The organism is Streptomyces roseus (genome assembly GCF_001044425.1).
Classification (GTDB): Bacteria; Actinomycetota; Actinomycetes; order Streptomycetales; family Streptomycetaceae; genus Streptomyces; species Streptomyces roseus.
In genome coordinates this window covers 140,651-164,749 of the sequence record NZ_LFML01000163.1, presented here as the reverse complement: position 1 = coordinate 164,749, position 24,099 = coordinate 140,651, and the positions used below count along the sequence as shown (strand labels likewise).

General features: G+C 72.1%; 19 protein-coding genes. 10 read left to right on the top strand and 9 right to left on the bottom strand.

Annotated elements, in window-relative coordinates:
• Nucleotides 1-56: 56 nt before the first annotated feature.
• Genes ACS04_RS34740 through ACS04_RS34730 form a run of 3 tightly spaced genes read left to right on the top strand, consistent with a single transcriptional unit; the run spans nt 57 to nt 7,245 of the window.
• Nucleotides 57-3,377 carry an ABC transporter permease gene (locus ACS04_RS34740; RefSeq protein WP_053081119.1) on the top strand — a complete coding sequence of 1,107 codons (3,321 nt, stop codon included), beginning with the start codon at nt 57-59 and terminating at the stop codon, nt 3,375-3,377.
• On the top strand, nt 3,374-6,271 hold the full coding sequence (locus tag ACS04_RS34735; protein WP_048480849.1) for an FtsX-like permease family protein: 2,898 nt from the start codon (nt 3,374-3,376) through the stop codon (nt 6,269-6,271). The genes ACS04_RS34740 and ACS04_RS34735 overlap by 4 nt, the downstream gene beginning before the upstream one ends.
• Nucleotides 6,268-7,245, top strand: a complete 978-nt coding sequence (locus ACS04_RS34730; protein WP_048480848.1) for an ABC transporter ATP-binding protein — start codon at nt 6,268-6,270, stop codon at nt 7,243-7,245. The genes ACS04_RS34735 and ACS04_RS34730 overlap by 4 nt, the downstream gene beginning before the upstream one ends.
• Before the next feature lie 656 nt (nt 7,246-7,901).
• Here the strand turns inward: ACS04_RS34730 and ACS04_RS34720 are convergent.
• From ACS04_RS34720 to ACS04_RS34695, 6 genes are all read right to left on the bottom strand, one after another.
• Nucleotides 7,902-8,252 carry a PRC-barrel domain-containing protein gene (locus tag ACS04_RS34720; RefSeq protein WP_048480846.1) on the bottom strand — a complete coding sequence of 117 codons (351 nt, stop codon included), beginning with the start codon at nt 8,250-8,252 and terminating at the stop codon, nt 7,902-7,904.
• Between the two features lie 275 nt (nt 8,253-8,527).
• Nucleotides 8,528-9,136, bottom strand: a complete 609-nt coding sequence (gene amaP / locus ACS04_RS34715) for an alkaline shock response membrane anchor protein AmaP (protein WP_048480845.1) — start codon at nt 9,134-9,136, stop codon at nt 8,528-8,530.
• Between the two features lie 44 nt (nt 9,137-9,180).
• Nucleotides 9,181-9,678, bottom strand: coding sequence for a DUF6286 domain-containing protein (locus ACS04_RS34710; protein WP_209441841.1), 498 nt, complete (start codon nt 9,676-9,678; stop codon nt 9,181-9,183).
• A 211-nt stretch (nt 9,679-9,889) separates the two neighbouring features.
• Nucleotides 9,890-10,297: an Asp23/Gls24 family envelope stress response protein gene (locus ACS04_RS34705; RefSeq protein WP_048480843.1), complete on the bottom strand. Its 408-nt coding sequence runs from the start codon at nt 10,295-10,297 to the stop codon at nt 9,890-9,892.
• Entirely contained in the window at nt 10,294-10,470 is a 177-nt protein-coding gene (locus tag ACS04_RS38815; RefSeq protein WP_048480842.1) for a hypothetical protein, read from the bottom strand. Before ACS04_RS38815 ends, ACS04_RS34705 begins: the two co-directional genes overlap by 4 nt.
• Nucleotides 10,471-10,581: 111 nt before the next feature.
• The gene (locus ACS04_RS34695) at nt 10,582-11,067 is read right to left on the bottom strand and encodes an Asp23/Gls24 family envelope stress response protein (protein WP_048480841.1); all 486 of its coding nucleotides are present in this window, start codon (nt 11,065-11,067) and stop codon (nt 10,582-10,584) included.
• Between the two features lie 185 nt (nt 11,068-11,252).
• Here ACS04_RS34695 and ACS04_RS34690 point away from each other — a divergent pair, with 185 nt between their 5' ends.
• Together ACS04_RS34690 and ACS04_RS39915 are read left to right on the top strand one after the other, a co-directional pair.
• A complete protein-coding gene (locus ACS04_RS34690; RefSeq protein WP_078865673.1) occupies nt 11,253-11,912 on the top strand; it encodes an RNA polymerase sigma factor in 660 nt (219 codons plus the stop codon).
• Between the two features lie 311 nt (nt 11,913-12,223).
• On the top strand, nt 12,224-12,577 hold the full coding sequence (locus ACS04_RS39915; RefSeq protein WP_245236701.1) for a hypothetical protein: 354 nt from the start codon (nt 12,224-12,226) through the stop codon (nt 12,575-12,577).
• Between the two features lie 312 nt (nt 12,578-12,889).
• Here ACS04_RS39915 and ACS04_RS34680 read toward each other — a convergent pair whose 3' ends face one another.
• The 3 genes from ACS04_RS34680 to ACS04_RS37180 form a co-directional block, all read right to left on the bottom strand.
• A complete protein-coding gene (locus tag ACS04_RS34680) occupies nt 12,890-13,441 on the bottom strand; it encodes a YceI family protein (protein WP_048480839.1) in 552 nt (183 codons plus the stop codon).
• 259 nt (nt 13,442-13,700) lie between these two features.
• Nucleotides 13,701-14,276, bottom strand: a complete 576-nt coding sequence (locus ACS04_RS34675; protein WP_048480838.1) for a restriction endonuclease — start codon at nt 14,274-14,276, stop codon at nt 13,701-13,703.
• A gap of 995 nt (nt 14,277-15,271) precedes the next feature.
• A complete protein-coding gene (locus tag ACS04_RS37180; RefSeq protein ID WP_078865655.1) occupies nt 15,272-15,469 on the bottom strand; it encodes a hypothetical protein in 198 nt (65 codons plus the stop codon).
• Between the two features lie 405 nt (nt 15,470-15,874).
• On the opposite strand from ACS04_RS37180, the gene ACS04_RS34665 reads away from it, so the two are divergent.
• The 5 genes from ACS04_RS34665 to ACS04_RS34645 all read left to right on the top strand — a co-directional run bounded on the left by ACS04_RS34665 (nt 15,875) and on the right by ACS04_RS34645 (nt 24,074).
• The gene (locus tag ACS04_RS34665; protein ID WP_048480836.1) at nt 15,875-16,078 is read left to right on the top strand and encodes a hypothetical protein; all 204 of its coding nucleotides are present in this window, start codon (nt 15,875-15,877) and stop codon (nt 16,076-16,078) included.
• Nucleotides 16,079-16,916: 838 nt separating this feature from the next.
• Entirely contained in the window at nt 16,917-19,505 is a 2,589-nt protein-coding gene (locus ACS04_RS34660) for an ABC transporter substrate-binding protein (RefSeq protein ID WP_048480835.1), read from the top strand.
• A 333-nt stretch (nt 19,506-19,838) separates the two neighbouring features.
• A complete protein-coding gene (locus tag ACS04_RS34655; protein WP_048480834.1) occupies nt 19,839-20,258 on the top strand; it encodes an SRPBCC family protein in 420 nt (139 codons plus the stop codon).
• Nucleotides 20,259-20,389: 131 nt separating this feature from the next.
• The gene (locus ACS04_RS34650) at nt 20,390-20,629 is read left to right on the top strand and encodes a hypothetical protein (protein WP_048480833.1); all 240 of its coding nucleotides are present in this window, start codon (nt 20,390-20,392) and stop codon (nt 20,627-20,629) included.
• A 922-nt stretch (nt 20,630-21,551) separates the two neighbouring features.
• The gene (locus ACS04_RS34645; protein ID WP_245236700.1) at nt 21,552-24,074 is read left to right on the top strand and encodes a DUF7617 domain-containing protein; all 2,523 of its coding nucleotides are present in this window, start codon (nt 21,552-21,554) and stop codon (nt 24,072-24,074) included.
• Nucleotides 24,075-24,099 lie beyond the last annotated feature (25 nt).

Here is a 24,099-nt window from a genome sequence, read left to right as displayed (position 1 = left end):
GACAGCATCGTCCGCTATCCGGTACCGAAAGTCCGGATGGGGGAGGAACTGCACACGTGCTCGGCTTCGTCGTGCGCCGACTGCGCGGGCGATGGCCGCTCGGTGTCGCCGCACTGCTCACCGTATTGATCACCGCGACCGCCCTGACCGCGCTGACGGCCTTCACCCGTGGCGTGGGAGAGGAAGGGCTCCGGCGGACCCTGGCCGGCCCGGAACGACCCCGGACCACCGTCGTGGTCACCAGCGGCCGTCCCGCTTCCTCCCGCGCCAAGGACGACGAGTCCGTACGGAGCTTCGCGGACGAGGTGTTCGGGCGGTTTCCGGTGGCCTCCGAGAGCGTGGCCCTCAGCCGTTCGTACGGGCTCCCCGGCGCCGCCGCTTCCGGCCGCGACGCCGACCTGACCCTGCTCGCCGCGCTCGGCCACGAGCACGTACGGCTGCTCGCGGGCGAGTGGCCGCGGCCGGTCGCCGCCGCCGTCGCGGGCGGCACTCCGCCGCAAGTGGCCGTGCCCCGGGCGGCGCTGGCACGGCTCGGACTGGCAGAGTCCGCGCTGCCCGCGCCGGTCCGGCTGGACGACCGGTTCGGCGGCCCTCCGCTGACCGTGCTGGTCACCGGCGTGTACCGGGCCGCCGATCCGGACGCCGGGTACTGGCGGCTCGACCCGCTCGGCGGCCGGGAGATCCAGGCCGGCGCCTTCACCACCTACGGCCCGCTCATGGTGGACGACACCGCCTTCACGACGGGCGGCCTCCTCCAGGAGTACCGCGGCACGCTCCTCACCCCGGACCTCGGCACGATCCGTACCTCCGAGGCCGCCGCCGTCTCGACCGCCGCGAACACCGCTGGGATCTCCCTCCAGCGCACCACCTCACTCCGGACCTCCACCGAACTCCCCGCACTGCTGGCCGAGTTGCATTCCGGGTTGCTCGTGGCCCGGTCCGCGCTGCTGGCGGGTGCCCTCCAGCTCGGCGTCCTCTCGGCCGCCGCACTGCTCCTCGTGTCCCACCTCATGACGATCCGTCAAGAACCGGAGCGCGTCCTGCTCATCGCCCGCGGCGCCTCCCGCCGGCGCCTCGGCGCGCTGGGCGCGGCCGAGTCGCTGCTGCTCGCGCTGCCCGCGGCCGTCCTCGCACCGCTGCTCACACCGCCCCTGCTTCACCTGTTCGGCCGGGTCGGACCGCTCGGGCGGGTCCACTTGGAGATCCCGGACACCTGGCTGGTGTGGCCGGTCGCGGCCGGCTGCGCCCTGGCCTGTGTCCTGCTGACGACCCTGCCCTCCGTCCTGCGCGGTGCTTCGGCCGCCGTGCTGCGCCGCGCCGGTGGCAGGCAGGCCGTGGTGAGGGGCGCCGCCCGTTCCGGCCTGGACCTGGCCGTGGTGGCCCTCGCGGTACTCGGCTACCAGCAGCTGTCGTACCACCGGGGTTCGGACGCCCCGGGGGCCGGCGGTTCCACGGCCGGCGACCTGGGCGTGGAACCCGTGCTGGTCGCCGCGCCGTCCCTCGCCCTGGTCGCGGGGACGCTGCTGGTCCTGCGGCTGCTGCCGTTCGCGGCGAGGGCCGGGGGGCGGCTGGCGGCGCGCGGCCGGAGCCTCGGCCCGGCCCTCGTCGGCTGGCAGCTCGCCCGCAGGCCGGGCCGCGCCGCCGGGCCCGTGCTGCTGCTGGTCCTCGCCGTCTCCAGCGGCACCCTGGCCCTCGGCCAGCACACCGCGTGGTCCGCGTCCCAGCGCGACCAGGCCGACTTCGCGACCGCCGGCGGTCTGCGGATCTCCGGGAGCAGCATGTCCGCGATGGGGCAGGGCGGACGCTACGGGGCGCTGCCGGGCGGGGACCGGCTGATCCCGGTGGTCCGCGAGGAGCAGCAGCTGCCGGGCGGGGGCGTCGGCGACGTCGTGGCGCTGGACGCCGCCAAGGTGGGCGAACGGGTGCCGCTACGGGCCGATCTGCGGGGCGGCCACGGAATGCGCGAGCTGTTCACCCCGCTCGCCGCCGGCGCGGGAGCCACCGGCGCGGGGCCGGCCGGCACCCCCGCGGCCGGCCCGGGTATCGCCCTGCCCGGCTCGCCCCGCCGGATCGACCTCGACGTGACGGTACGGACCGCCGGTACGAGCTGGGCCACCGTGAGCCTGCTGCTGCGCGACCGGTTCGGGGCGACCCACGGGACGACGCCCGTCAGGCTGCCCACCAGCGGTGACGCCACCCTCCCGTTCGGCCTCGACACCCTGACCGACGCCCCGGTCGGTGCGGCGGCGGCGCCGTTGACGCTGGCGGGGATACGCCTCGCGTACGCCGGGGACGGCGGCCCCGCGGGCGACGGGAGCGAACTGGCCCTGCGCCGGATCACCGTCTCCGACGCCGCGGACGGCGCCGCCGTACCGGTCGCCGTGCCCCCCGCATCCTCCGGGCCCGGCCCGGGCGGCGCCGGGGGCTGGCGGTCGGCGCCCCCGCAGGAGCCCCGCTCCCCGCAGGCCGCCGTCGTCACCCCGGTCCCGGCGGGTTCCACGGACCTGCTGCGGCTGCGCTACCAAGGCGGCTTCGGCACCGAGAAGGGAGTGCACGCCCTGCTGTTCCCGGCGCCCGCCGCGCCGGCAGCCGCCTCCGTCCCGGCCGTCGCCACCACGCACTACCTGCGGTCCCTCGGCGCCTCCGTGGGCGATACGGTCCGCATCACGCTGGACGGGGCGACCGTCCCGGTGCGCATCACCGCCGCCGTGGACGCCCTCCCCGTGGTCGGACGGACGGCGCTCGCCGTCGACCTGCACACCCTCGGCCGGTTCCTGCTGGAGTCCGCCGGCCAGCAGCCGGCCCCGCCCACCGAGTGGTGGCTGCCCGCCGCCTCGACTGCCGACCCGGTCCCGGCCCGCGCGGCGGCCGCGCTGCGCGAGGGGGCCAGGACCGAACGCGTCCAGCTCCGCGAGGAGATCACCGCGGGCCTGCTGGACGACCCGCTGAGTGCCGGGCCGCAGAGCGCGCTGGCCGCCCTCGCCGTCGCCTGCGCGGTTCTGGCGGCCATCGGCTTCGCGACGTCCACCGCCGCCGAGCGGCGCGTACGCGGGCGGGAGTTCTCCGTCCTGCTCGCGCTCGGCACACCGCGCCGGTCGCTCGCCGGGGCATCCGCCGCCGAGGGCGGGGTGCTGATCGTCCTCGGGACCGCGGTCGGGACCGGGCTGGGTGTCGCCCTCGTCCATCTGATGGCGCCCCTGGTGGTGCTGACGCCCGCCGCACAACTGCCCTTCCCGCCCGTGCGGGTGGACATGCCGTTCTGGCAGACCCTGTTGACGGCCGCCGCGATCGCGGCCGTTCCCCTGTTGTCGGCCGCGTTCAGCGGCCCCCGGGGCCGCGACATCGCCGCCCGGCTGCGCCCCGTGGAGGAGATGTGACCACCCCGCCGCCGACCGTTCCGCCGCCGTCCGCCGCCACCCCGCGGTCCGGGCCGCGGCCCGCTCCGTGGGTCAGGACCCGGCTGCGGGCGGCGCCGGTGGCCACCGTGCTCGGCGCCGCGCTGGCGTTCGTCGCCGTCCTGCTGGCCGCCGCGCTGCCACGGGCCCAGGACCGGGGCGCCGACCAGGCCCTGAGGTCCTTCCTCCACCACAGCGGGCCGAGCGACACCAGCCTGCTGGCGACCGCGCCGCCCCCGGAGGCCGGGCAGAGTACCCAGGTCCTGGACGGAACACTGAAGGACCTGCTCGCCCCTACGGGCGGCAGCCTGCCCATCGACGCGGACGCGGTGATCCACGGCAGCCGGACCGTCAAGCGGCAGCCGCTGGTGAATCCGGAACTGTCCCGGCCGTCCGGCTTCCCGCCGAACATGGCCCTGCTGTACGTACGGCAGGCGCAGGCGCACGTGCGGCTGGTGGAGGGGCGCTGGCCGGGCGACGCCCCCGCCGCTGCCACCGGGGGCGCACCCGCGCAGGGCGCCCAGGACCCCGCCGGGTCCGCGCGGCCCTTGCAGATCGCGCTCTCGAAGCGCGCTGCCGAGACCCTCGGCGCCCGCCTCGGGTCGGTCCTGACGAGCGCGCCCCAGCTCCACGGCACGCCGTCCGTCGAGGTCGTCGGTCTGTACACGGTCCCCGACGAGACCGAGGACTTCTGGGCCGACCTGGGGTGCCTCGCCCGCGCCTGCGAGCACTACATCGGGGAGAACCTCTCCTGGGACGTCGACGCCTTCGTCGGCGCCGGGGACCTCGACCGGTTGGACAGCTGGGGCCGCACGGCCGTGGACTTCTGGCGGCTTCCGGTGGACATCGGCCGGCTGCAGGCCGACCGGCTCGACGCCACGGCCAGGGAGGTCGCCTCGTACGTCGCGGGGCCCACGGCGGCCGCACTCGCCCGTGAGAGCAACCGCGATCTGCTGCGCAGCACTTCGAGGCTGTCCGAGCTGTTCGAGCAGGCCCGCGTGCGCAGACAGGCCGCGGCTCCGCTCGCCGCGATCGGGCCCGCCGGGGTCGGCGGGGTCGCCTTCGTCGTGCTGTGCCTGGCCGGTGCGCTCGCCTCGGACCGCCGGGGCGCCGAGCTACGGTTGCTGCTGGCGCGGGGCGGCTCGCGGGTCGGCATCGTCGGGCGTCTCCTCGGGGAGGGCGCCGTCACGGTGCTCCCGGCGGCCGCGGCCGCCGCCGCACTGGCCGTACTGCTGCTGCCCACGCCCCGGCTCGCACCCGCTCTGCTCTCCGCCGCGGCCGTCGCTCTGCTGGCGCTGCTGGCCTTCCCGGTACGGGCGGCCGTCCTGCTGGCTCCGCCGCGCCCGGCCGCGCGGTGGCGCAGGCCCGTCGGCGAGCTGCTCGTGCTCACCGCCACGGGCGCCGCCGTGCTGGAGGTCCGCCGCCGCGGGATCTCCCCCGCCGGCAGCGACATGGACCCCCTGCTGGTCGCGGCTCCGCTGCTGCTCGCGCTGTGCGGCGGGCTGCTGCTGGCCCGGCTGCAGCCCGTGGTGACCGGTTGGCTCGCCCGGGCGGCCGGCCGCGGTTCCGGGCTCGTCGGCTTCCTCGGGCTGGCGCGGGCCGCCCGCGGCTCGGGGGCGAGCGGGGCGCGCGCCCGGGGCCGGGGCGGACCCTCCGTCCTGCCGCTCGTCGCCCTGCTCCTCGCCATCACCACCGGCGGATTCGGGGCCGCCGTGCTGCAGTCCGTGGACTCGGCCCGGCTGGAGGTGGCCCGGCTGACCGTCGGGGGCGACGCGGCGATCTCCGCGCCCGGGAACTCCCCGCTCCCGGACGGGCTCGCGAAGGCCGCGGGCGAGCTGCCGGGCGTACGGACGTCCGTGCCGCTGTGGATCGACCACGACTCCTTCGTCCTCGGCACCGCCCAGGGCACCACCCAGGTCACGCTGATCGTCGCCGAGCCCGCCGCCTACGCGGAGCTCTCCCGGACCCTCGGCTGCGGCGCCTTCGACCCCGCCCTGCTGGCCGGAGGCGGCGCGGGGTCCGCCGATGCCCCGGTGCCCGCCCTGTTCAGCGCCGACCTGGCGCGGCAGGCGGCGCCGGGCACGTACGTACTGCGGGCCGGCAGCGGCGGGGAGCTGCGGACGCGGGTCACGGGCGTGATCGACTGCACTCCCGCCCAGCCGGGTCCGGGCGGCGTGACCGTCGTCCTGCCCGCAGGCCCCGCGACGGCCTCGATCCACGGCGTCGACCGCCCGAACCGGTGGTTCGGCCTCGGCTCCCCAGCCGCGGACGGGCTGCGCGCGCTGGTTCGGGCCACGCGCCCGGCGGCCGGCGCGGCGGACGCGGCTGCGACCGCGGCGCCCGGCGCGGTGAGATATCCGACTGCCCAGGCGCTCCCGGTCGACGAGGCGTATCCGGTGCGCACCAGCGCGGAGGCCGTCGCCGAGCTGGCCGCCGATCCGCTCCAACGGTCGGCACAGCGCCTCTTCTGGGCCTCCGTCGCGGCGGCGGCCGGCTTCGCACTGCTGGCCGTACTGCTCACGCTGATGCGCAACGTCCCCGAACGTGCGGCGCTGCTGGCCCGGCTGCGCACCATGGGGCTGCGCCGCCGGCAGGGCGTGGCACTGATCCTCGCCGAGGCCCTGCCGCACACGCTGGCCGCGGCACTGGGCGGGGCTCTGGTGGCGGCGGCCGCGGTGGCCTTGCTGGGCCCGGCGATGGACCTGTCCACGCTGGTCGGCGCGAGCGTGCCGGCCGGGGTACGGCTCACCGCGCGGCCCGTGCTGATACCGGCTGCGGGCCTCGCCGCCCTGGTCGCTGCGGCCGTGCTCGTCGAGGCGGCGACATCCGGGCGACGGCAGATCACCACCGAGTTGAGAGCGGGAGACCAGCGTTGAACACCGAGCAGCCGACGTACGAGGAACTGCGCCGCAGGGCGACGGCCGCCGCGGAGCCCCGCACCGCCCCGGTGGACGCCGCGATCACCTGCGACCGTCTGGTCCGGATCTTCAGCACAGACGGCATCGAGGTCCAGGCCCTCCAGGGGCTGGAACTGACCGTCGCCCAAGGCGACCTGGTGGCCCTCGTCGGCGCCTCGGGCAGCGGCAAGTCCACCCTCCTTAACATCCTGGCGGGTTTGGACGTCCCGACGGCGGGCAGTGCGGCGGTCGCGGGGTACGACCTGCTGGAGCTGTCGGCGCGGGACCGGCTGCGTTACCGGCGGGAAGCGGTCGGTTTCGTCTTCCAGCAGACGGCCCGCAATCTGCTGCCGTTCCTGACGGCCGCCCAGAACGTGGCGCTGCCGATGCAGTTGAAGGGCGGCGGCTCCCGTCGCGGCGCGGCCGCACGCCACGCCGCCCGGGTCGCGGAGGTCCTGGACGCCCTCGGGATCGGCGACCTGGCCCACCGGCACCCGGCGCAACTGTCCGGCGGGCAGCAGCAGCGCGTCGCGATCGCCGTGGCGATGGCGAACGATCCCAAGGTGCTGCTGGCCGACGAGCCCACGGGCGAACTGGACTCGGAGACAGCCGCGGCGGTCTTCGAGACCTTCCGCACGGTGAACAAGGAGCTCGGCGTGACGGTGGTCATCGTGACGCACGACCCCATGGTGGCGGGCGAGGTCCGCCGCACGGTGGCGATCCGCGACGGCCGCACCAGCAGCGAGGTCCTGCGCAGCCTGGTCACCGACGAGCACGGCGAGGAATCGGTCAGCGAACGCGAGTACGTGGTCCTGGACCGCTCCGGGCGCGTCCAGCTCCCCCGGAAGTTCCTGGCGGCCCTGGGCATGGAGCACCGCGTGGCGGTCGACCTGGCCCCGGACCGCATCGAGCTCCGGCCGGACGGGAGTGAGGAGCTCTCTTACGGATCGTGAGCATGGTGGCGTACCACCGCGGAAGTGTCCGAGTACGCCGGATTGCGCCGTCCTGCCGGACGGATCGTTCAATCCCGGTCCACGAGGGGCGGAGCGGCCGTAGGGTCCTGCTGTGAACATAAATGGAGACCGCGGAGCCGAAAACGTGTACGAGGTCGGACCGCTGACGTACCGCCAGGGGTTCGTGTCCGTGTGGAAGGAGAACGGGGGATGCAGGGATGACGCGCTCATGCACGACCGCGTGGTTGTCGCGGTGTACACCGGCACTCCGGATCGCCGGGGTGAACAACTGTTCCGCGCTTGGGTGGACGCCGGGGAGCTTCCCTCGGTCCTCGGCCAGTGGGCGAACGTCCTGAGCTAGAGGGCGTTTTCAACCTCACCGGCGGACAGCATCCGCCTGTCGCGGTTCAGGAGCGGTGATGACTCGGTGGGCGGCCGCTCCGCTCAAGGACGGGACACCGTGGATCCGGCTGCGCGGGTACTCGTACGGAGACGGGCCGCCATCAACGATCGGGCCGACGCTGCGGGACGAGGCACGGGCTCGGCCGCCCTCTCCGCCGGCACCCCGCCCGGCGCTTCGCGACCCGGGTCGGGCCGGCCCGGGTGCTGCGGCTCTCCTGCGTGGTGGGAGCCGCAGCGGCTGCCGGCCGGCGGGGTCAGCTGTGGTCGTGGCCGTAGTACTGGTCGAGCCGGCCGCGGTAAGCGGCGTCGCCGCGGTGCTCCTCCTTGTCGTATTCGGGCGAATCCTTGATCTGGTCCTTGGTGAGGTTGAGGTGGATCTTCTCGTCGTTCATGTCGATGCGGGCGATGGCGCCGGCAGGGATCAGGACGTGCTTGCCGAAGATCCACGGTCCGGTGTCCACGACGATGTACGACGCGTCGACGTCCTCGGTGTGCTCGTCGACCTTGCCGATGTGGCCGTCACTGGCTTCGACCTTGAAACCGATCAGGCGGGTGCCCGGCGTGTAGTTCGTCGCGGGGTCGTAGCTCCACATGTCTGCACTCACGGAATGCTCCATCTTGCTGTGGGGACGGGGACGGGAAGAGCGCATCAACCCTGCCCGCCCAGCCAGCCCTGTTACCGGTCCTACGCCGGTCGCCACACAGCGCTCACCCCAACGGCCCTGTGATCGCCGAGTCGCGGCCGAGCGGAGGGCTGCGCAGCGTAACCCGAAACTGGTATCGCCGCAGGTCGGACGGCTGGCAGCGCGGATTCAGGGCGCCCCCGCGCGCCGCGGGTTTCGGCTCGTCATACGGTCACCGTGCCGTGGGCTGCCTCCGGCTACTCCGTGCGACGTGGCTTGTGCCGGCTGGTACGGAAGTTCACCTGGAAGGGGAGATCGCTGTGGCCCGTGGATTGCCGGGCTCGGGTCAGCGGGCCGTCGCACAGCGCCTGGAGGACCTCGGCCGGGTTGGTGTCCGGGGCGAGAGTGGCGTCGAGGTGCGCTTCCGGGTGGCGAGCCGTTCCGAGCATGTGCGCCGTGGCTTGGCCGATGCCGGCCTGGCCGCGTGCGTCTGCGGCCAAGGCGTCACCGAGGGCGCGCTCGTTCAGTTCCACCCCGTCCGCGGGTGCCGACGGTCGTCCCAGTCGGAGCCGCCCCGGGTGGGTCCGGCGGAGTTGGGCCAGCAGCCACCACAGGGCCAGCACGGCGATGACGACCAGGACGGCGATGGCGACGGGCCACCACCAGCCCTGGTCCGTCCAGCGGGTACGGGTGCCGTCGCTGATGACGACGGCTCCGGGGGTGGTCAACGGCCAGCCGTCGGGGGGCGTGAGGTTCCGGCGCTCGTAGAGGTTGAAGCCGCCCGCGAGGACCACGAGCCCTGAACCGAGCAGGACCAGGCCTGCCAGGCCCAGAAGGATCCGGTTGATCACCGATTGCCTCTTCATGGGAGCCGTCCTGTGCTGTGTCGTCGGCGGGGGTGTCCGGCACGTCACTTCCGGGAGGGACGTGCCCGGACGGAGATGCGGTGGGGAGGGCGGGCCAGGGCGAGCCGGTCGAGCTGTTCCCGAAGGGCACTCGACACATCGGCCCTGACCTCGTCCGGATCACGGAACCGTACGTCCGCTCGGGCTGCGAGGCGGCGTCTGCCGAGGTGGATCGTGGCACGGCTGACGCCGGGGACGCGCAGAGCGGCGTCGCGGAGGAAGAGGGTCGCGGCTCCGCGGTCGAGTACGGCGCGCACGTCGGTGTCGGAAGTCTTGAGCGGCAGCCGGCGGCGCAGGCCCGGGGTGAGGGCCAGCACGATGAGCCAGAGCCCGAGCAGGGCGACGACGATTGCGCCGATCCGTACCCAGACGTCGTCGAGAGGGCGGGTGGCGAGCTCATGAGCGAGGCTCGTGCGCCAGGCCGCGGCGGACCGGCCGACGCGGACCCTGACGACGTCCACCAACAGCAGCACGGCGGCGGCCGCGACGACCAACGCGATCAACGCGGCGGGGATCCGGCGGGCGGACCACGGTCGGTGCCCGCGGACGACACCGTCTCCTGGCTGCCCGGGTCCGGGGGTGTGCCCGGCCGGTCGCCCGACCGCGCCTGAGGCGCCGCCATCGGCTGTGCCCGACTGCTCCGTCCGAACCGGCTGATCGAGGTCCCGCTTCATGCCGGCTCTCCTTCCGAGGGGAGATGCCGCTTCCGGCCGCTCACTGCACACGGCCTTGCCGAGGGCCGCCGGAGGCGACGAGTTGCTCGATGACCACAGAGACCTCGGTGACCTTCATCCCGGTCAGTCGGCTGACCTTCTCGCCGACGTATTGCTGCACGCGGCGAGAGGCGGTCGCGAGGTCCGTGGGATAGGGCAGGTTCATGGAGAGGCTCAGTCGCACCGTGCCGTTCCCGGTGGTGACGGAGGCGCTCGGAGTACCCGGACTGCCGCGCTCGGGTGACGCCGCCGCTCCCCCGGCCAGCGCCTCCCGGGCGGCCCGGGCCGCGATGCGGGCCACGACCTTGTCCGGGATGACCGTGGCGCCGCGTTCCGCCGGGGGCACCGCCGCCACGGGTGAGGCGTCGGCCGATCCTGCGGACGGGCCGGTGACGGGATGCGAGGTCATTGCCGATCCCGGCGACGGAAGTCTGACGTCCGTACGTCACCTTGTGCCATCAGGCCGAGCCCCAGGCCGACCGCGCCGAGGACCAGCACCAGGAGGAAGGCCCAGAATCCGCCGAAGAATGCGGCGAATCCCAGAGCCATGCCGGCCAGCAGGCCCACTGCCGCTGCGCTCATCTCACTCACCTGCTCTTTCGCAACAATCTGCTTGTGCCGTGTCGGGATCGCTTCGCTCGCACTTCGCTCGCGGATCGCGACCGGGGCATTGGCGCGCGGATCGCGTGTGGGTCACTGCACGCGCGTCGCCGTGCCGTCCAGGTCCTCGTCGTCTTCCTCGTCGGGCAGGTGGACGTCATCGACGGTGATGTTCACTTCGACGACTTCCAGGCCGGTCATGCGTTCCACGGCCGAGATGACGTTGCGGCGGACCTCGCCGGCGAGGTCCACGATGGCCACCCCGTACTCCACGACGACGTCGAGGTCGACGGCCGTCTGCCGTTCACCCACTTCCACCTTCACGCCACGGCTGACGCTCCTGCGTCCGCCGGGAACCATGTCCTTCACGGCGCCGATGGTGCGGGCCATACCCGCGCCGAGACTGTGGATGCCGGGAATCTCGCGGGTTGCCATACCCACGATCTTCTCGACCACGCTGTCCGAGATGGTCGTCCGGCCCCGGGAGTGGGGCGCGGTGCCGGCGCCGACCTGACCGGTCGGAGCAGGGCTCGACGCGGGCTCCGCCCCGCCGGGGGTGGGGTTGATGGTGTCCGACATGAGGAACCTCCCCAGGTGTCCCGTCCGGGCACCGGTGTGGTGCCCTCCACTGTTTGGACACACGGCACACGCATCCCTCACGCCGTATGTGCCTCGAAAGCCGCTTATGATCGGAAATAGGCAGAAGATCACACAAGCCCTTCGCGCTGGAGAGGGCGATGCGCCAGAAGTCCCGACCCCGGCAGATGTCCCGACCCCGGCCCCCGCGACACCCGCGCGGGCCCGAACTCCCCTCGCGGCCCACAACACAGCCGGAGGGCGCAGTCACAGCAGGGCAGAGGCGTACGCCAGGGCAAGATGTCCACGGGGACCTTCCGGACGCCCTGCTGACCGTACGGGCCGGGGAAGGCGACGACGATGCGTTCGCGGCTCTGGTCCGCCGGCACGGCAGCCGCCTGCTCGCCCTCGCGCAGCGCCTGCTCGGCAACCCGATGGATGCCGAGGACGCCGTGCAGGACGCCTTCATCAGCGCTTGGCGACAGCTGCCGGAATTCCACCGGGATGCCTCTTTCGGCACGTGGATGTACCGCATCGTCACCAACCGGTGTCTGAACATGCAACGTCTGCCGCGCCTGCTGCCCCTGGACACGCTTCCCGAACCTGCTACCGCCGACCCCGGCAGCTCACCGCCACGAGTCGCCGAGTCGCACGCCGCCGCAGCCGCCCTGTCACGCGCTCTCTGGGAACTCGGCCCGGAGCTGCGGGCGTGCTGGATCCTGCGGGAGCTGCACGGCCTGACCTACGCCGATATCGCACACGTGGTGGGCTGCAGCGAACAGACAGTGCGCGGCCGACTCTTCCGCGCACGACGCGCCTTGACGGAGGCGATGCGCCCATGGCACTAGACGACCCGCACCCGCGCCCTACCCCTGACGACACCCCCGCTCGCCCGGACCGCCCCGGATCGGGGAGCCGCCCGGAAACAGACGCCGGGCTGGACTTCGGCAGTGAACGTCTTCCCTGCGGGCGCCCACTCGCCCGTGTCTGGGAACAGGCCCGCGCTCCCGCCACAGCCGCGATCGACCCGCACACCACCGGCTGCGCCTTCTGCCGAGAGGCCATCGAGGGGCTGGCAGCCCTGGACCGCGCCACTCGCGCCCTGCGTGCCGAGGATCGCCCTGACGACCACAGCCTCGCCGATCGGATCATCAGCGCCGTGCGCGCGGAGACACGGCTGGGCGCCATGCTGCTGCTCGACGACCCCGACCGGAATCGGCGCATCGCCGAGAGCACTGCCGCGAAGGTGCTGCGGCGGGCAGCCGACAGCATCCCCGGGGCCCGGGCCGCCAGCTGCCGTCTCTCGCCCGTGCAGGAGGGCGACACCTGGCACACCGTCTCCATGACGATCGCCGCCGCCCTCGACGATCCCTTGCCGCAGCTGGCCGAAGAGGTCCGCGGAGCGGTGCTGGGTGCGGCACACCACATGCTCGGCCTCGCCGTCGCTGCCGTTGACCTGACCATCAACGCCGTACTGGAACCGCCCGCGCCGGCGGTGGACGACAACCCGTGAAGAGGCCGCGAGGTACTCGTCGCTGACAGCACGTCGAGGAGATGGGCACCGAGCGGGTGGTCATGCGGATGGCCGGCTCGGCCTCCAGCGGGAGATCGATGACGGCGAAGCGGTCGGCGCACTCGCCCTTACGACAGCGCCGTCCTCACCAGCCGTGCCCGCCCTCCACCGCCGAGGCGCGCGAACTGCTCCTCGCTGCGCCCTGCCGTGCGCGCGGGCACGCCGTGCCGACCTGGGAGCGGCTGCGTCGATGAGCTCCGGCAGCAGACGAGTGGGAGTGGAGGGTCGGGGGACCGGGGTGATCAGGTGTTGTTACGACTGCTTGATCGCAGAGATGTCGAACTCCAGGACGACCTTGTCGCCGACCAGCACGCCGCCGCCTTCCAAGGCCGCGTTCCAGGTCACGCCGAACTCCTTGCGGGAGATGGTCGCCGTTCCTTCCAGGCCGACACGCAGGTTGCCGTAGGGGTCGACGGCGTTGCCGGTGTACTCGAAGTCGATGGTGACGGGCTTGGTGGTGTCCTTGACGGTCAGGTCGCCGGTGACCCGGTAGTCGGTGTCGGACTTCTGCTCGACCTTGGTGGTGCGGAAGGTGATGTCGGGGAAGCTGGGCGCGTCGAGGAAGTCGTTGGTGCGCAGGTGCTGGTCGCGCTGCTCGACGCCGGTGTCGATGCTCGCGGTCTTGATCACGATCTGGCCGCTCGAATTGGCGGGGGTCTCACCGTCCAGGTGCGCGGTGCCCTCGAACTGGTGGAAGGCGCCGCGGACCTTGGTAACCATGGCGTGGCGGGCGACGAAGCCGATGCGGGTGTGGGCGGGGTCGAGGACGTAGTCCCCAGTGAGCTCCGAGGTTTCGACAGTCATGGTGATGTGCCTCCGTTGGGTTCGGGTCCCGGCGTGACACGCCTGGGGCATGCCGGGCCAACGCTAGGACGTAGCCGGTCCCTGACGTCGCCAAACGCCCGGTGCGGCGGTCAAGTGCACCCGGAGCGGTGACCCGCCGGCCCGTGTCAGGCCCGAGGTGTCAACGGTTCGGGCCTCGCATCTGCTCCCGGCGCCCGCCGCCCGGCGCCGCGGGCTGGGGCACGTCTGGAAGGGCATCGACGCTGAGCGATGGAAGAGTTCAGCTGTCAGGGGCCAGCCGCCGGTTGGTGCCAGACCGGTTGATGTCCAGCTCCAGCAGCGCAGTGAGGGCGGTGCCGCTGTTCCAGAAGCCAAGCAGGTCCACGTCGACGAGGACCAGGTCGTGGCGGGCGGCAAAGGCTCGGGCCTGCTTGGTGAACTTGCATGAGGCGACGAAGAGCGGAATGTCCGCTCCATGTTCGCTGCGCGCGGTGCCGTTGAACTTCTGCAGGTCCGGGCTTCCGACAGTGCGGTGTTTCGCGTAGCGCTTGCACTGCACCACCAGCTTCCGGCCGTCCGGCAGCCTGCCGATCACGTCGGCGCCCAGATCGTTCGCCGCACCCACACGGCGCACGTCGACGCATCCGTCGCGGCGGCACAGTTCCGCGACGTACTCCTCGAACTGCAGCGGATCCATCGCCCAGACCGCCTCCATCGACCGGACGGCCTGGATCCTTGCCTGTTCTGCCAGTCGTGCCTTCTCCGCTGCGGCTTCCCGGCGCCCAGAGCGCACCAGAACCCCCATCAGAGCCGCCGCGCCGATGACGGCTGACAACACCAGTACCACCGTGCCCATCCCCACGCTCTCCCCTCCCGCAGTCAGCTGTCGGCCGGCTTGTACAGCTCCCCAGCCGGGGCGTCCTCCATCCCGTGTGCGGAGAAGGGATTGTTCTCATCGAACGTTGACCGTCAGCCGGCGAGAGCGAAGACGAGCGCACGTCCGTCATGCCGATTCAGCCTCGCCCGACTCCGAGGAAGCCGGGCTGGAAGATCTCCTGGCAGCCGTTTCGGGTTGATGCGTCACGACTCGGCCTTCGGTGAGGAAACCCGGCACGCACCAGCCGCAAGGGGGCGGCAGCGAGGCGGCGCGACCAGGCCGGCTCGGCTGACGCGGCTGGTGTTGCCGTTCCGGTGACCGGACGGGGCGCAGGCGCCGGCTGGGGGCGGTCGGCTGAGAAGGCGACCTCGGTCAGGGGATCACTGTCGGCCCGCACCACGGCCAATTCCTTGATCAGCGCTGCGACGGACGGGCCCGTTCGGGGGCTTGGCGAGGCACGGGGCGACGACCTCAAGGCATTGCGGCAGGCGGGTGATGTCCGGTTCGGCATACGCGGTGGGGAAGTTGAGCACCTGGGCGACCCCTGTACCGAAAGGCCCATGCCGGTGGCTCGGTACCGCCTCACTTGCCGAGGATCGGTCAGCTGCAGCCCGTCCACCGGGCTCCCCCTCGCCGTATGTCACGCCGCTCGGCGCGATGACAACACCGCCGCGCCCGCATGTGCAGCAGTACGCCCGGGACCGCCCTGCCATCGGCGTGATCTCCCGGGCCGCGCCTCCTTCCCCTGGAACACCCGCGGCTCGCTCCAGTGGCCCAGGAGAAGCATCACGTACGCGGAGTACGTGCTTGGGGGCGCGCCAGTGCCTGGGTGGCCAGCGGGGCTCACAGCCGGTGCTCGCCCGAGGCGGATCAGCCGGGCCTGGCTGCCGGTGGGCGGTGGGAGGAAATGACAGAGCCCGGCCGGGGTGACTGGGGACCGGCCGGGCTCTGCGTGCGTGGGGTGCCGCTCTGTTCTAGAGCTCTTCGTCGCGCAGGTCTCGCTCTCCGTGGAGCGGGTGGTCCTCGCGGCGCCGCTTGATCTCCTCGGGGCTCTTGCCGCGGGACGGCTGGCCGGGCTGAGGGTGGACGGGGTCCTGACCGGGCCGCTGCGGGCGCTGCTGCTCCTCGCGGCCCTTGCCCGGCTCCTGGCGCTTGTCCTGCATACCGCCCATGACGGCGACTCCTCTTGATGCGGGGATGAAGGATTCCTCGTCCCCACGCTCGCACGAAGCGTTACGATCCGCACTATTTCGGTTACGGAACGTGGCGCAGGGGGTTAATGCTCGTGACAGGGGCGGTGGCGTCGGAAAGCGGACCAGGTGTCCGGTGACAAGGGTGAGCATGCTCCCCGCCCGCCTGCTGTCAGGCGTGTACCGCCATGCTGGGGCCCAAGCCGCGCAATGGCCGCACCGAGGTCGCTTTCGTCCTGACCGCCGACATCCTGCCAGGCCCCGGCTCCTACCCCCCGGCGCCAGGGGTCGTCGTCGCTCCCGGGCTCAGCCATCCTTGCGGCCTCGGTTCATGACGGAACGGTCACGCGCCGCCACATCAGGCGCCCCGCTTCGTTGAACCCGGGCATGGAGCAGAGAATCGTTTTGCCTCCGGAGCGAGCCGGATTCGCCCGGCTGGCCGAGGAGTTCTGGCAAGTGTCCGACACCCCGATCTACGACGCCGTCGAGCGCCAGTGGCTCGCCGAGGGCCGGGACGTGCCCCGCCGTCCGGGACCAACACGGGGTGCCCGGATTCCGGTGAACGCTGGAGACCTGTTCAACCGCGCCTGAAGCTGACCCTCACGGTGGACGCCGTCGGGGCAACGACCTCGGTCCGTCGGTCGACGCCGCCTGGAGCGCGGTGGCGGGCTTCGGCGTGGAGCCCAGCGCAGACGTATCCCGCCTCGTTGCGGCGGGCGGGCACGGCCCCTACGCGGCTCTCCGCGAATGCGCCACGGAGAGGTCGCTTTTCCTGGCTGTGCCCGGAAAGCTCTGGCAGCGCAACGTGCCCCTTTCTGGGCAACCGCGCCCAAGCCGCCCTCTTGGCCCGCGACCCCGGCCTCCCCTGCCACGTGCAAGGCGGCCATCGATTCTCATGCCCCCTTGCAGACGGCAGTTGCCGGCGCGGCGCCCGGCCCATGCCCGTCGGTCTCGGGCGGCTGCCGTAGCAGCGGTGTCCGGTACAGGGGGAACGGCGGGTGACCGACCGGCTCGGCCGTGCCGCCGTCGACAGCCGCGCACGGGCGGCACGGCATACCGCGTCCCGTCACGCGGTGCACGTGCGATTCCAGAGCAACCACCCACCGCACTCAGTGGGAACCAAGGGCGCCTGAGAGGCGGCAGCGGCAAGCAACTCGTTCGCCAGCGACGCGGCAGCGCATCCCGCTAGTGTGGCGGAACTCACTGCCGCTGGGGGGCAGGTGGTCGATCGTGACCACTTGGGTGTGATGACACCTGGCCGAGCTCTGCCCTGCGGCGGCGTATCCGGAGGACGACCGGCATCGTCGCCTGGCGTCTTGACATGCAGAGGAGCAGCGTGCAAAGGCCGCTTCCCCAGGGGATCGAATACCTGATCGAGCAGTTCGATACGTTCGCCGGAAACCGGAGCGCGAGCCGACGGTTACCGGTGATGCTGCTGAAGCGGGATCCGGCTCCGCCCGGGACCACGCAGGCATCCACCGGCCGCACCGTCATTCTGGGCTACCGAGACCGTCTGTGCGAGGAGGATCTCGGCCGTACGGTCGACCTCGTCCCGCACGCCCTGATCGAGGACGGTGACGCCGCCGCGCGCGCCGCCGGCCCCGGCGGCGTGACCGACCAGCACGTCGCCCTGCTGGACGCCATCGTCGAGCAGTTGGAGGGCACCATGCCCCCGGGCGCAGGCGAACTGAAGCTGCCGCGATTCCACACCTGCCGTGCCGCCCTGGACGTGCCGGTCGGCGCCGGTTCCATGGCAACCAAACGCCGCCGGCTGCGCGACGAGCTGTACCTCCAGCTCCTGCTCCGGCGCCCCTTCCTGGGCACACTGGCGCGACTGGCCGGAGCCACCGGGGACAACTTCCTGGTCAACATCTGGCTCTCCCTGTTCCAGCTTCTGGTCGTCGGGCTGCCCCGCCGCGTGTACGGGCTGTGGCTCAGCAGACGCCGCAGCCTGCGCTGGGTCGGCTCGCGGCGTCCCAAGGGCGCGAACTTCCTCCGGATGGCGCTGACCATCACCCCCTCCGGCATCGCCCGCGGCAACCACGCCCTGGTCCAGCGGATGCTGCTCATGGCCCTGCTCAACGACCTGTCCAAGGCCGCCTCGCCGTCCCGGCTCTGGATCCACCGGCCCCGCCGGCGCTGGCCCTTCGTCCTGCTGCTTCCCGAGGTCGGCGAGGAAGGCACTCCGGTCCGTCAGCTGCTGGACACCTACGCGGACATCGTCCGTACCGAGCCGCCCGCGCCCCTGATGGTCCTCGGTGCGCTGCAAGGTGAGCCGCCGTCCTACGCGCAGACCGTCCCGGCCGACGTCCGAAGCGTGACCGGGCTGGCCGACCGAGTCCACAGCCTGTACACCAGGGGCTCGGCCTCGGCCGTGTACGTCGTCCCGCTGTCCGCGAGCGATGACGACGGGCCGGCCGACCGGTGGGTGGAGACCAACCCGCAGGTCACCGTACGGGCGAGCGGCCGGGGGGATTACGCCCGGGCCCTGGCGGCCCCGGTGGTGGTCTGCGTCCTGGTGACCGGAGGCCTGTACTTCGTCGAGCGCGATACCGGACCGTCACCCTCGTGCCACAAGGTCAGTTCGGGGGAGATCGTCGGGGTCACCGACGGACGCGAGTGCCACCTGGGCGTCCCCGGCCGGGACAACGAACTGCTCGCCCTGGAAGCCGTCGCGGCGGAGCAGAACCGCGACGCCGTCACGAGCGGGCGCCCGTACCGGACAGTGGTGTTCTTCGCCCCGCTCACCGCCGAGCCCGGCGACTCCACCCCGGTCAGCATCCAGAGCCTGCGCGGCACGCTGGCGGCCCAGAACCAGGTCAACAGCCGTGAGGGCGACATCGTCCAGATACGTCTGCTGATCGCCAACGCGGGAAAGTACTTCGCCTACGGATCCCAGAACGGCCAGGGACCGGATGTCGCGCGGGAGATCATCGAGCGGAAGGACCGGGACAGGATCGCTGCCGTGGTGGGCATCACCCAAAGCCGCCCGTCCTCCTTCGCCGCGGTCGGGGAGATCTCGGCCGCAAGCATTCCCGTGATCGGCAACTCCGTCACCGGCAGCAGGATGGTGGACGAGCGCGCCCCCTCCTACTACTTCCAGGTGTCCCCCTCGAACGACCGCATAGCCGAGGTGATGGCCGAGTTCGCCGCGTACTCGGAGCAGATCGGTGAGCTCACGACGAGCAAGGACGGCAGGACGGCCGTGGTGGTCTACGACCCCGACGACGAGTTCTTCAGCGCCGACCTCCAGCGCAAGTTCACCGAGCACTACAAGGGGGGCAAGGTGGTCAACGTCCCCTACTACGAGAACCGCAACGGACAGATCGTCTCGGAAGTGGCGCGCGACATCTGCGCCGAGATCCGAGCCTCAGGTGGATACATCCTGTACGCGGGCCGCTCGGGCGAGATGCCGGAACTCTTCGACGCCCTGCAGGCAAGCGCGGACTGCCGGAAGGCGGACGGGAAGCCGGTTGCCGTCTTCTCCGAAAGCACAGCCGCGACGTACATGCAGGATCCGGGAGACATGCTCCAGAAGCACTCCGTGCTGAAGCCCTACTACGTGATGCTCAACAACTCCACGGGCACGGTGAGCCCCGACAGCCCGTACTCCGAATTCACGGTCCGCTTCCGGAGCGTCTTCAAGGACGGCTCGGTGCCGGAAGGGAACGCGGCAGGGGCCTACGACGCGCTCCGGGTGGCCTCCGAAGTGATCAACTCGGTTTACGCGCAGTACAAGACACCACAGAACAGCAGCGCACCGTTCCAGCCGACGGACGTGTACGCGCGCCTGTCGAACCCGGGCGTCCAGAACTTCTCGGGCGCATCGGGCCTCCTGTCTCTTGACAGCCGCCACAAGTATCCGCCGAACAAAGCCGTCTACGTCCTGGAGTCACACACGGACAAGAGCGTGACGACATGGATGGCGTGCGGCCTCCTGCCTGACCAGCCACCGGGCCTCGACAACCCTGCCACCTGGGGCAGCCGCGGCAAGGCCCGCCCCTGCCCCTCCGCGTAGGGACCTCGTGCCCCGAGTCCGGTGGCGTGCCGTACTCGGGGTCGGACCGCGCAATTCAGCGCCGCCCCCTCCGGCGATGGCCCCGAGCCACCTCTGGCCGGCCGCCGCACGGCCAGGGGCGTGGGCAGCGGGGCCTCACCTGGACGGCCCATACGCCGGGCAGCCAGCGGACGTGCGTGGCACGGCGGCAGAGCGGGGTCCAGGCACCGCGGAACCTGACCGCCGGCCGGCACCGGCACCGGCACCGGCACCGGGGACACGCTGGTCTGCCACTCGGGTGAGCTGCGGAGCTTCGCTGCCTGGGGGCGATCTGTTCGGGGAAGCCAGTACCTCATGGGTGACTACGACACATCGATCACTGTGGCGGTTCCCGCGGCCACGCTCTTCAGCTACCTCGCCGACGTGCGAAACCTGCCCGCCTACATGCCGCGCCTGACCTCCGCGAAACCGCATGACGGTGACCGCGTCACCGTCACCGCCCACATCGAGCCGCCCGGTGAACCGGAACAGGACGTCACGAGCGAAGCCTGGATTCACGTCCTCGAGGAGGGAAAGTCGCTGGAATGGGGCGCACCAGGCCCGCACGACTACCGCGGCAAGCTGCACGTATCCCCTGGCGACGACGCCCACCACGCACGGCTCTCCGTGGAACTGCACACTGAGCAGGTTGAAGGCGCACAGGTCGACCACGGCCTGGTCGAAGCCCTCGAAGGGATCAAGTCAGCCGTCGAGGCAGCGGAAGCTGCACGATAGCCACGTCCAAGGTGCGATTGCGCAGCTCCCGAGCGCCTGGCCGCCGACGACGGCGGAGCTAGGTTCCGAGATGCGTGATGCCGGCATGTGGGCGACGGTGGAGGCTACGCCGTCGGATCCCAAGGAGCACCATGATCGTCAAGATGCTGCACGACAAAGGCCTGCGGAGCGAACACGCGTACACCGTCGCCTGCCTGACCATCGGACTGTCCATCGCCTCATGGGCGACGTCGATGAAGGTGGAACCGGCGGGCATCGACCGGGCGGACCGGTGGGGGATCTTCACCGCGACCTGGCCCGCGACCTGGTTCGGCCTCGGGCTGGCACTCGCCCAATACGAAGAGGCCGAAGTCCTGCACAAAGAGGTCTAGTCACGGTCCAGGGCCCGACCGCCCCCCCATGTGGAGCAGATCGGGCCCTGGTCAGTTACGGAAGCAACCGGCAGAACCTCGTCACCCGCTCGGTGGGGCGGTGCGGGAGGTGAGGGCCTCGGCCGGTCACGCGGCGGCTTCACCCGAGGCCGCTGACGAATGCCAGATGCTTCGCGTCGACGCGCTCGCACGGTTTGCCCGACAGCGGATACCGCCAGGTTGGCCGGGAGCGTCTCGGGCAGAGTGAGCGTGTCGAGCAGTTGCTCCGCGGGGCCGGCTGCGGCCTTCGCCGCCTCGGCGAGCCCGGCCTTGATGTATGGTGCGTTCTCCTCGGACTCCCGGGTGCGACCGGTAACACTGCTCGTGCTCGGCCTCCCGTGTGCCAGGCCGAACCCTCTCCACGCATCCGCAGTTCGGGAACACCCGGCGTTGCGGTCCGGGTGCCACAACGCCACCAGCTGCGGATACGCCTTGGCCAACGGCACCGGGAACGGGCAGGGTACCGGCTGTTCGCGACGGCGCACGTCAGCTCCTACGGTCACGTGATCAAGAGGCAGAGCCAGCCGACCGCATACGGCGGTCCGGTGTCGTTGTGGCGGGTGACCGTGATGATCGCAGGCGCGGGCGGAGCCGGAGGTGGCGTGCATCCCGCGTCCTGCTGCCGCACGCACGGCGGCCCTAAACCAGGATCTGCTGCCGGACAGAATCCGCACTCGATCACGAAGGTTCAAGAAGTTAAACAGGCAACTACTTTGCCGGTTCCGACACTTGATGCCCATTTTCTGTCGGAATCCGTCTTGCTACGACAAAGCCGGTGACGGATTGGAACCACACCCCTACGGTATGCGTCTGCGTGCACCTGTCATGCACCTCCGTTGGTGCGCGCTCCACGCCACAGAATGGGAAGCCTATGTCCCGTCCCGTGCCCGCATACCGCTCCCGGCGGCCGCTGCGCACCGCAGCGGCCGCCATGCTGACCGCCCTCGCGCTGACCGCCGCGGGAGGCGTCACCACCACGTCGGCGGCCTCGAAACCGGCCCCCGAAGGGGCCGCCGCCGCGTCGACCCTGGTGAAGACCGCCCAGAACGTGACCGACCCCGGCCGGATCCCGCTGGACCACGGCTCCACCGTCAACTGGGCCGTCAGTTACGCCAACTCCGCTCCCGGAGCCCCGGCGCCCGCCGTCGTCACCGACCCCATCGCCGGCGCCGGTACCGCGCAGACGTACGTCCCCGGCTCCCTGAAGGTGCCTCCGGGCTGGACTCCCGCCTGGTCCACCGACGGGACGACCTTCGTCGCCGACGACCCCGGATCCGCGACCCGCGCCGTGCGCGCGAGCCACCCCGCGGCCCGCCCCGGCGGAACCGCCCTCGCCACCAACCTCCTGCCGCCGGTGCGGCCCACCGCCCAGTCCACCGGCGGCGACGGATTCACCCCCGTGCTGCACCGCACCGACAGCGGTGACGTCGAGGCGTGGAACATGTACCACCACACCGGTCCCGCCGCGCCGCAAGCCGTGTGCAGCAACCTGTCGACCGGGCAGCCCTGTACGGGCGGCCCGTGGCCCCGCCCCCTCAACACCACCCCGGGTCCCCTCGGCTCCGGGAACACCGGGAACATCAGCAGCACCCTGACGCCCCAGTACGTTCTCGACCCCGGCCGGCCAGGCGTGCTCTACTACCCGGCGGTGACCGCGGCAGCGCTCGGCGTCGGCTGTCTGGACCTCGGGGCCCGTGCCAACTGCGGCTTCTTCGCCCTGCGGGCCACCGGCGGCACCCCGTCCAGCGCCAACGGCATGGCCGGTCTCGTCGCCGAGGCCGGGAACCTGTACGGCGTCGCCAGCACGGGCCAGGTGCTCTGCCTGGAGATCGCCAGCCGCACGCCCTGCGCCGGACAGCCGTACGCCCCCGTCGTCCGGCCCAACCACGACCTGCCCGGCGGGACCGGGTCGCTCTACCTCGGCGGTATGACCACGGCCGGCGGCAAGGTCTTCGCCTCCTCATCGCCGCAGAGCAGCGGGTCCACCCTCGCCGCCGCGCCCGCCCTGGGCTGCTTCGACCCGGCCACGGCCACGATCTGCGCCGGCTGGGACACCGCGCATCCGGCCGGCCCAGGTGCCACGCACTACACGTACAACGCGTTCACCTCCTACACCGCCTCCGGTGCGGCGGGCGGCGTGTGCACCGCGGCCACCAACGGCGGATCGCCGCTGACCACGTGCTACGGGATCGACGGCGCGCCCCTCGCCGCACCGGCCACCGGTCTCGGCGCGGTGGGCAACGGCGTCCTCGTCTTCAATCCCGAAGTCGTCGCCACGGCCACCGACACCCGCAGCTACTTCCCCGTCTGGGGCGGGCCCGTCCCAGGGGCGACCCTGTGCTACAGCTGGACCACGGCGCAGCCGTGCGCCGGGTTCCCGGCCACCGCCACCCACCCGGGCGTGGGCGGCGGAGCGACCCGCGACTACGGCTACACCTACGACGCCACGACCCGCTGCCTGATCGCCCTCGGAGACGCGGGCATCCTCTTCTCCGTGGACCCCGGCACGGGGTCCACTCCGTGCGTCCACAGTGGTGCGGCCGTCACCCTCAAGCCCTCCGACTTCTACTGCGACGGCGCGTCCGGCCACGTCCAGGGGTACACCGAGGCGCGGCTGGAAGGCCTTGACCTCAGCCACGTCAACCTCGCCGCGTCGGCCGCCGTGGTCACCGACCCCGACGGCACCGTCCTCGCCACGCCCGCCCTGACCGCGGCCGGCACCGTCGACCTCAGCGGCATCTCCGCCGCCGATCATCCGGCCATCACCGTCACCGTCCAACTGGTCCTGAACAGCGCGGCCGACTTCACCGCCACCAACCACCCCGCTCTGGTGGCCAGTTACCAGGGCGACGCGCCGCAGATCTGTGTACGCACCGTCGTGGCGGCGGACTGCGCGGTCACCCAGGTCTCCGATACCGCGACCGCTACCGACGGGTCCGGCGCCCTGACCTCCAACACCGTCGAACTCGCCGTGGCGCCCGGCGCGCAGTGCAAGCCTCAGGTGACGGTCGAGAAGGAAATCTGCACCGTGTCGAACCCGCACGCGTGCGGACCGGGCGGCGCGGGGCCCTGGGCCAAAAAGAGCCCGGTGGGCCTGCTGCAACTGCTCGGCACCGCGTACTGGCGGATCACCGTGACCAACACCGGTCCCGTCGCGGCGACCGGAGTGACGGTCAATGACCCCACCACCCCCAGCTGCCGGACGGCGGCGGGAACCTTCGACCTCGCGGTGGGCTCCAGCCGACAGGTCTACTGCGATTCCTTCCTGCTGGCGCTGCCGCTCAAGAACACGGCATCGGCCACCTTCTCCGGATTGAACGCACCCCCCGGCACCCCGCCGACCACCAGCGCACCGTCCTCGGCCGTCGCCTGCTCCCTGCTCTGCATCCTCACCAGGGAGTCCTGACCCGAGGAGCCCTCGGACCCGGCCC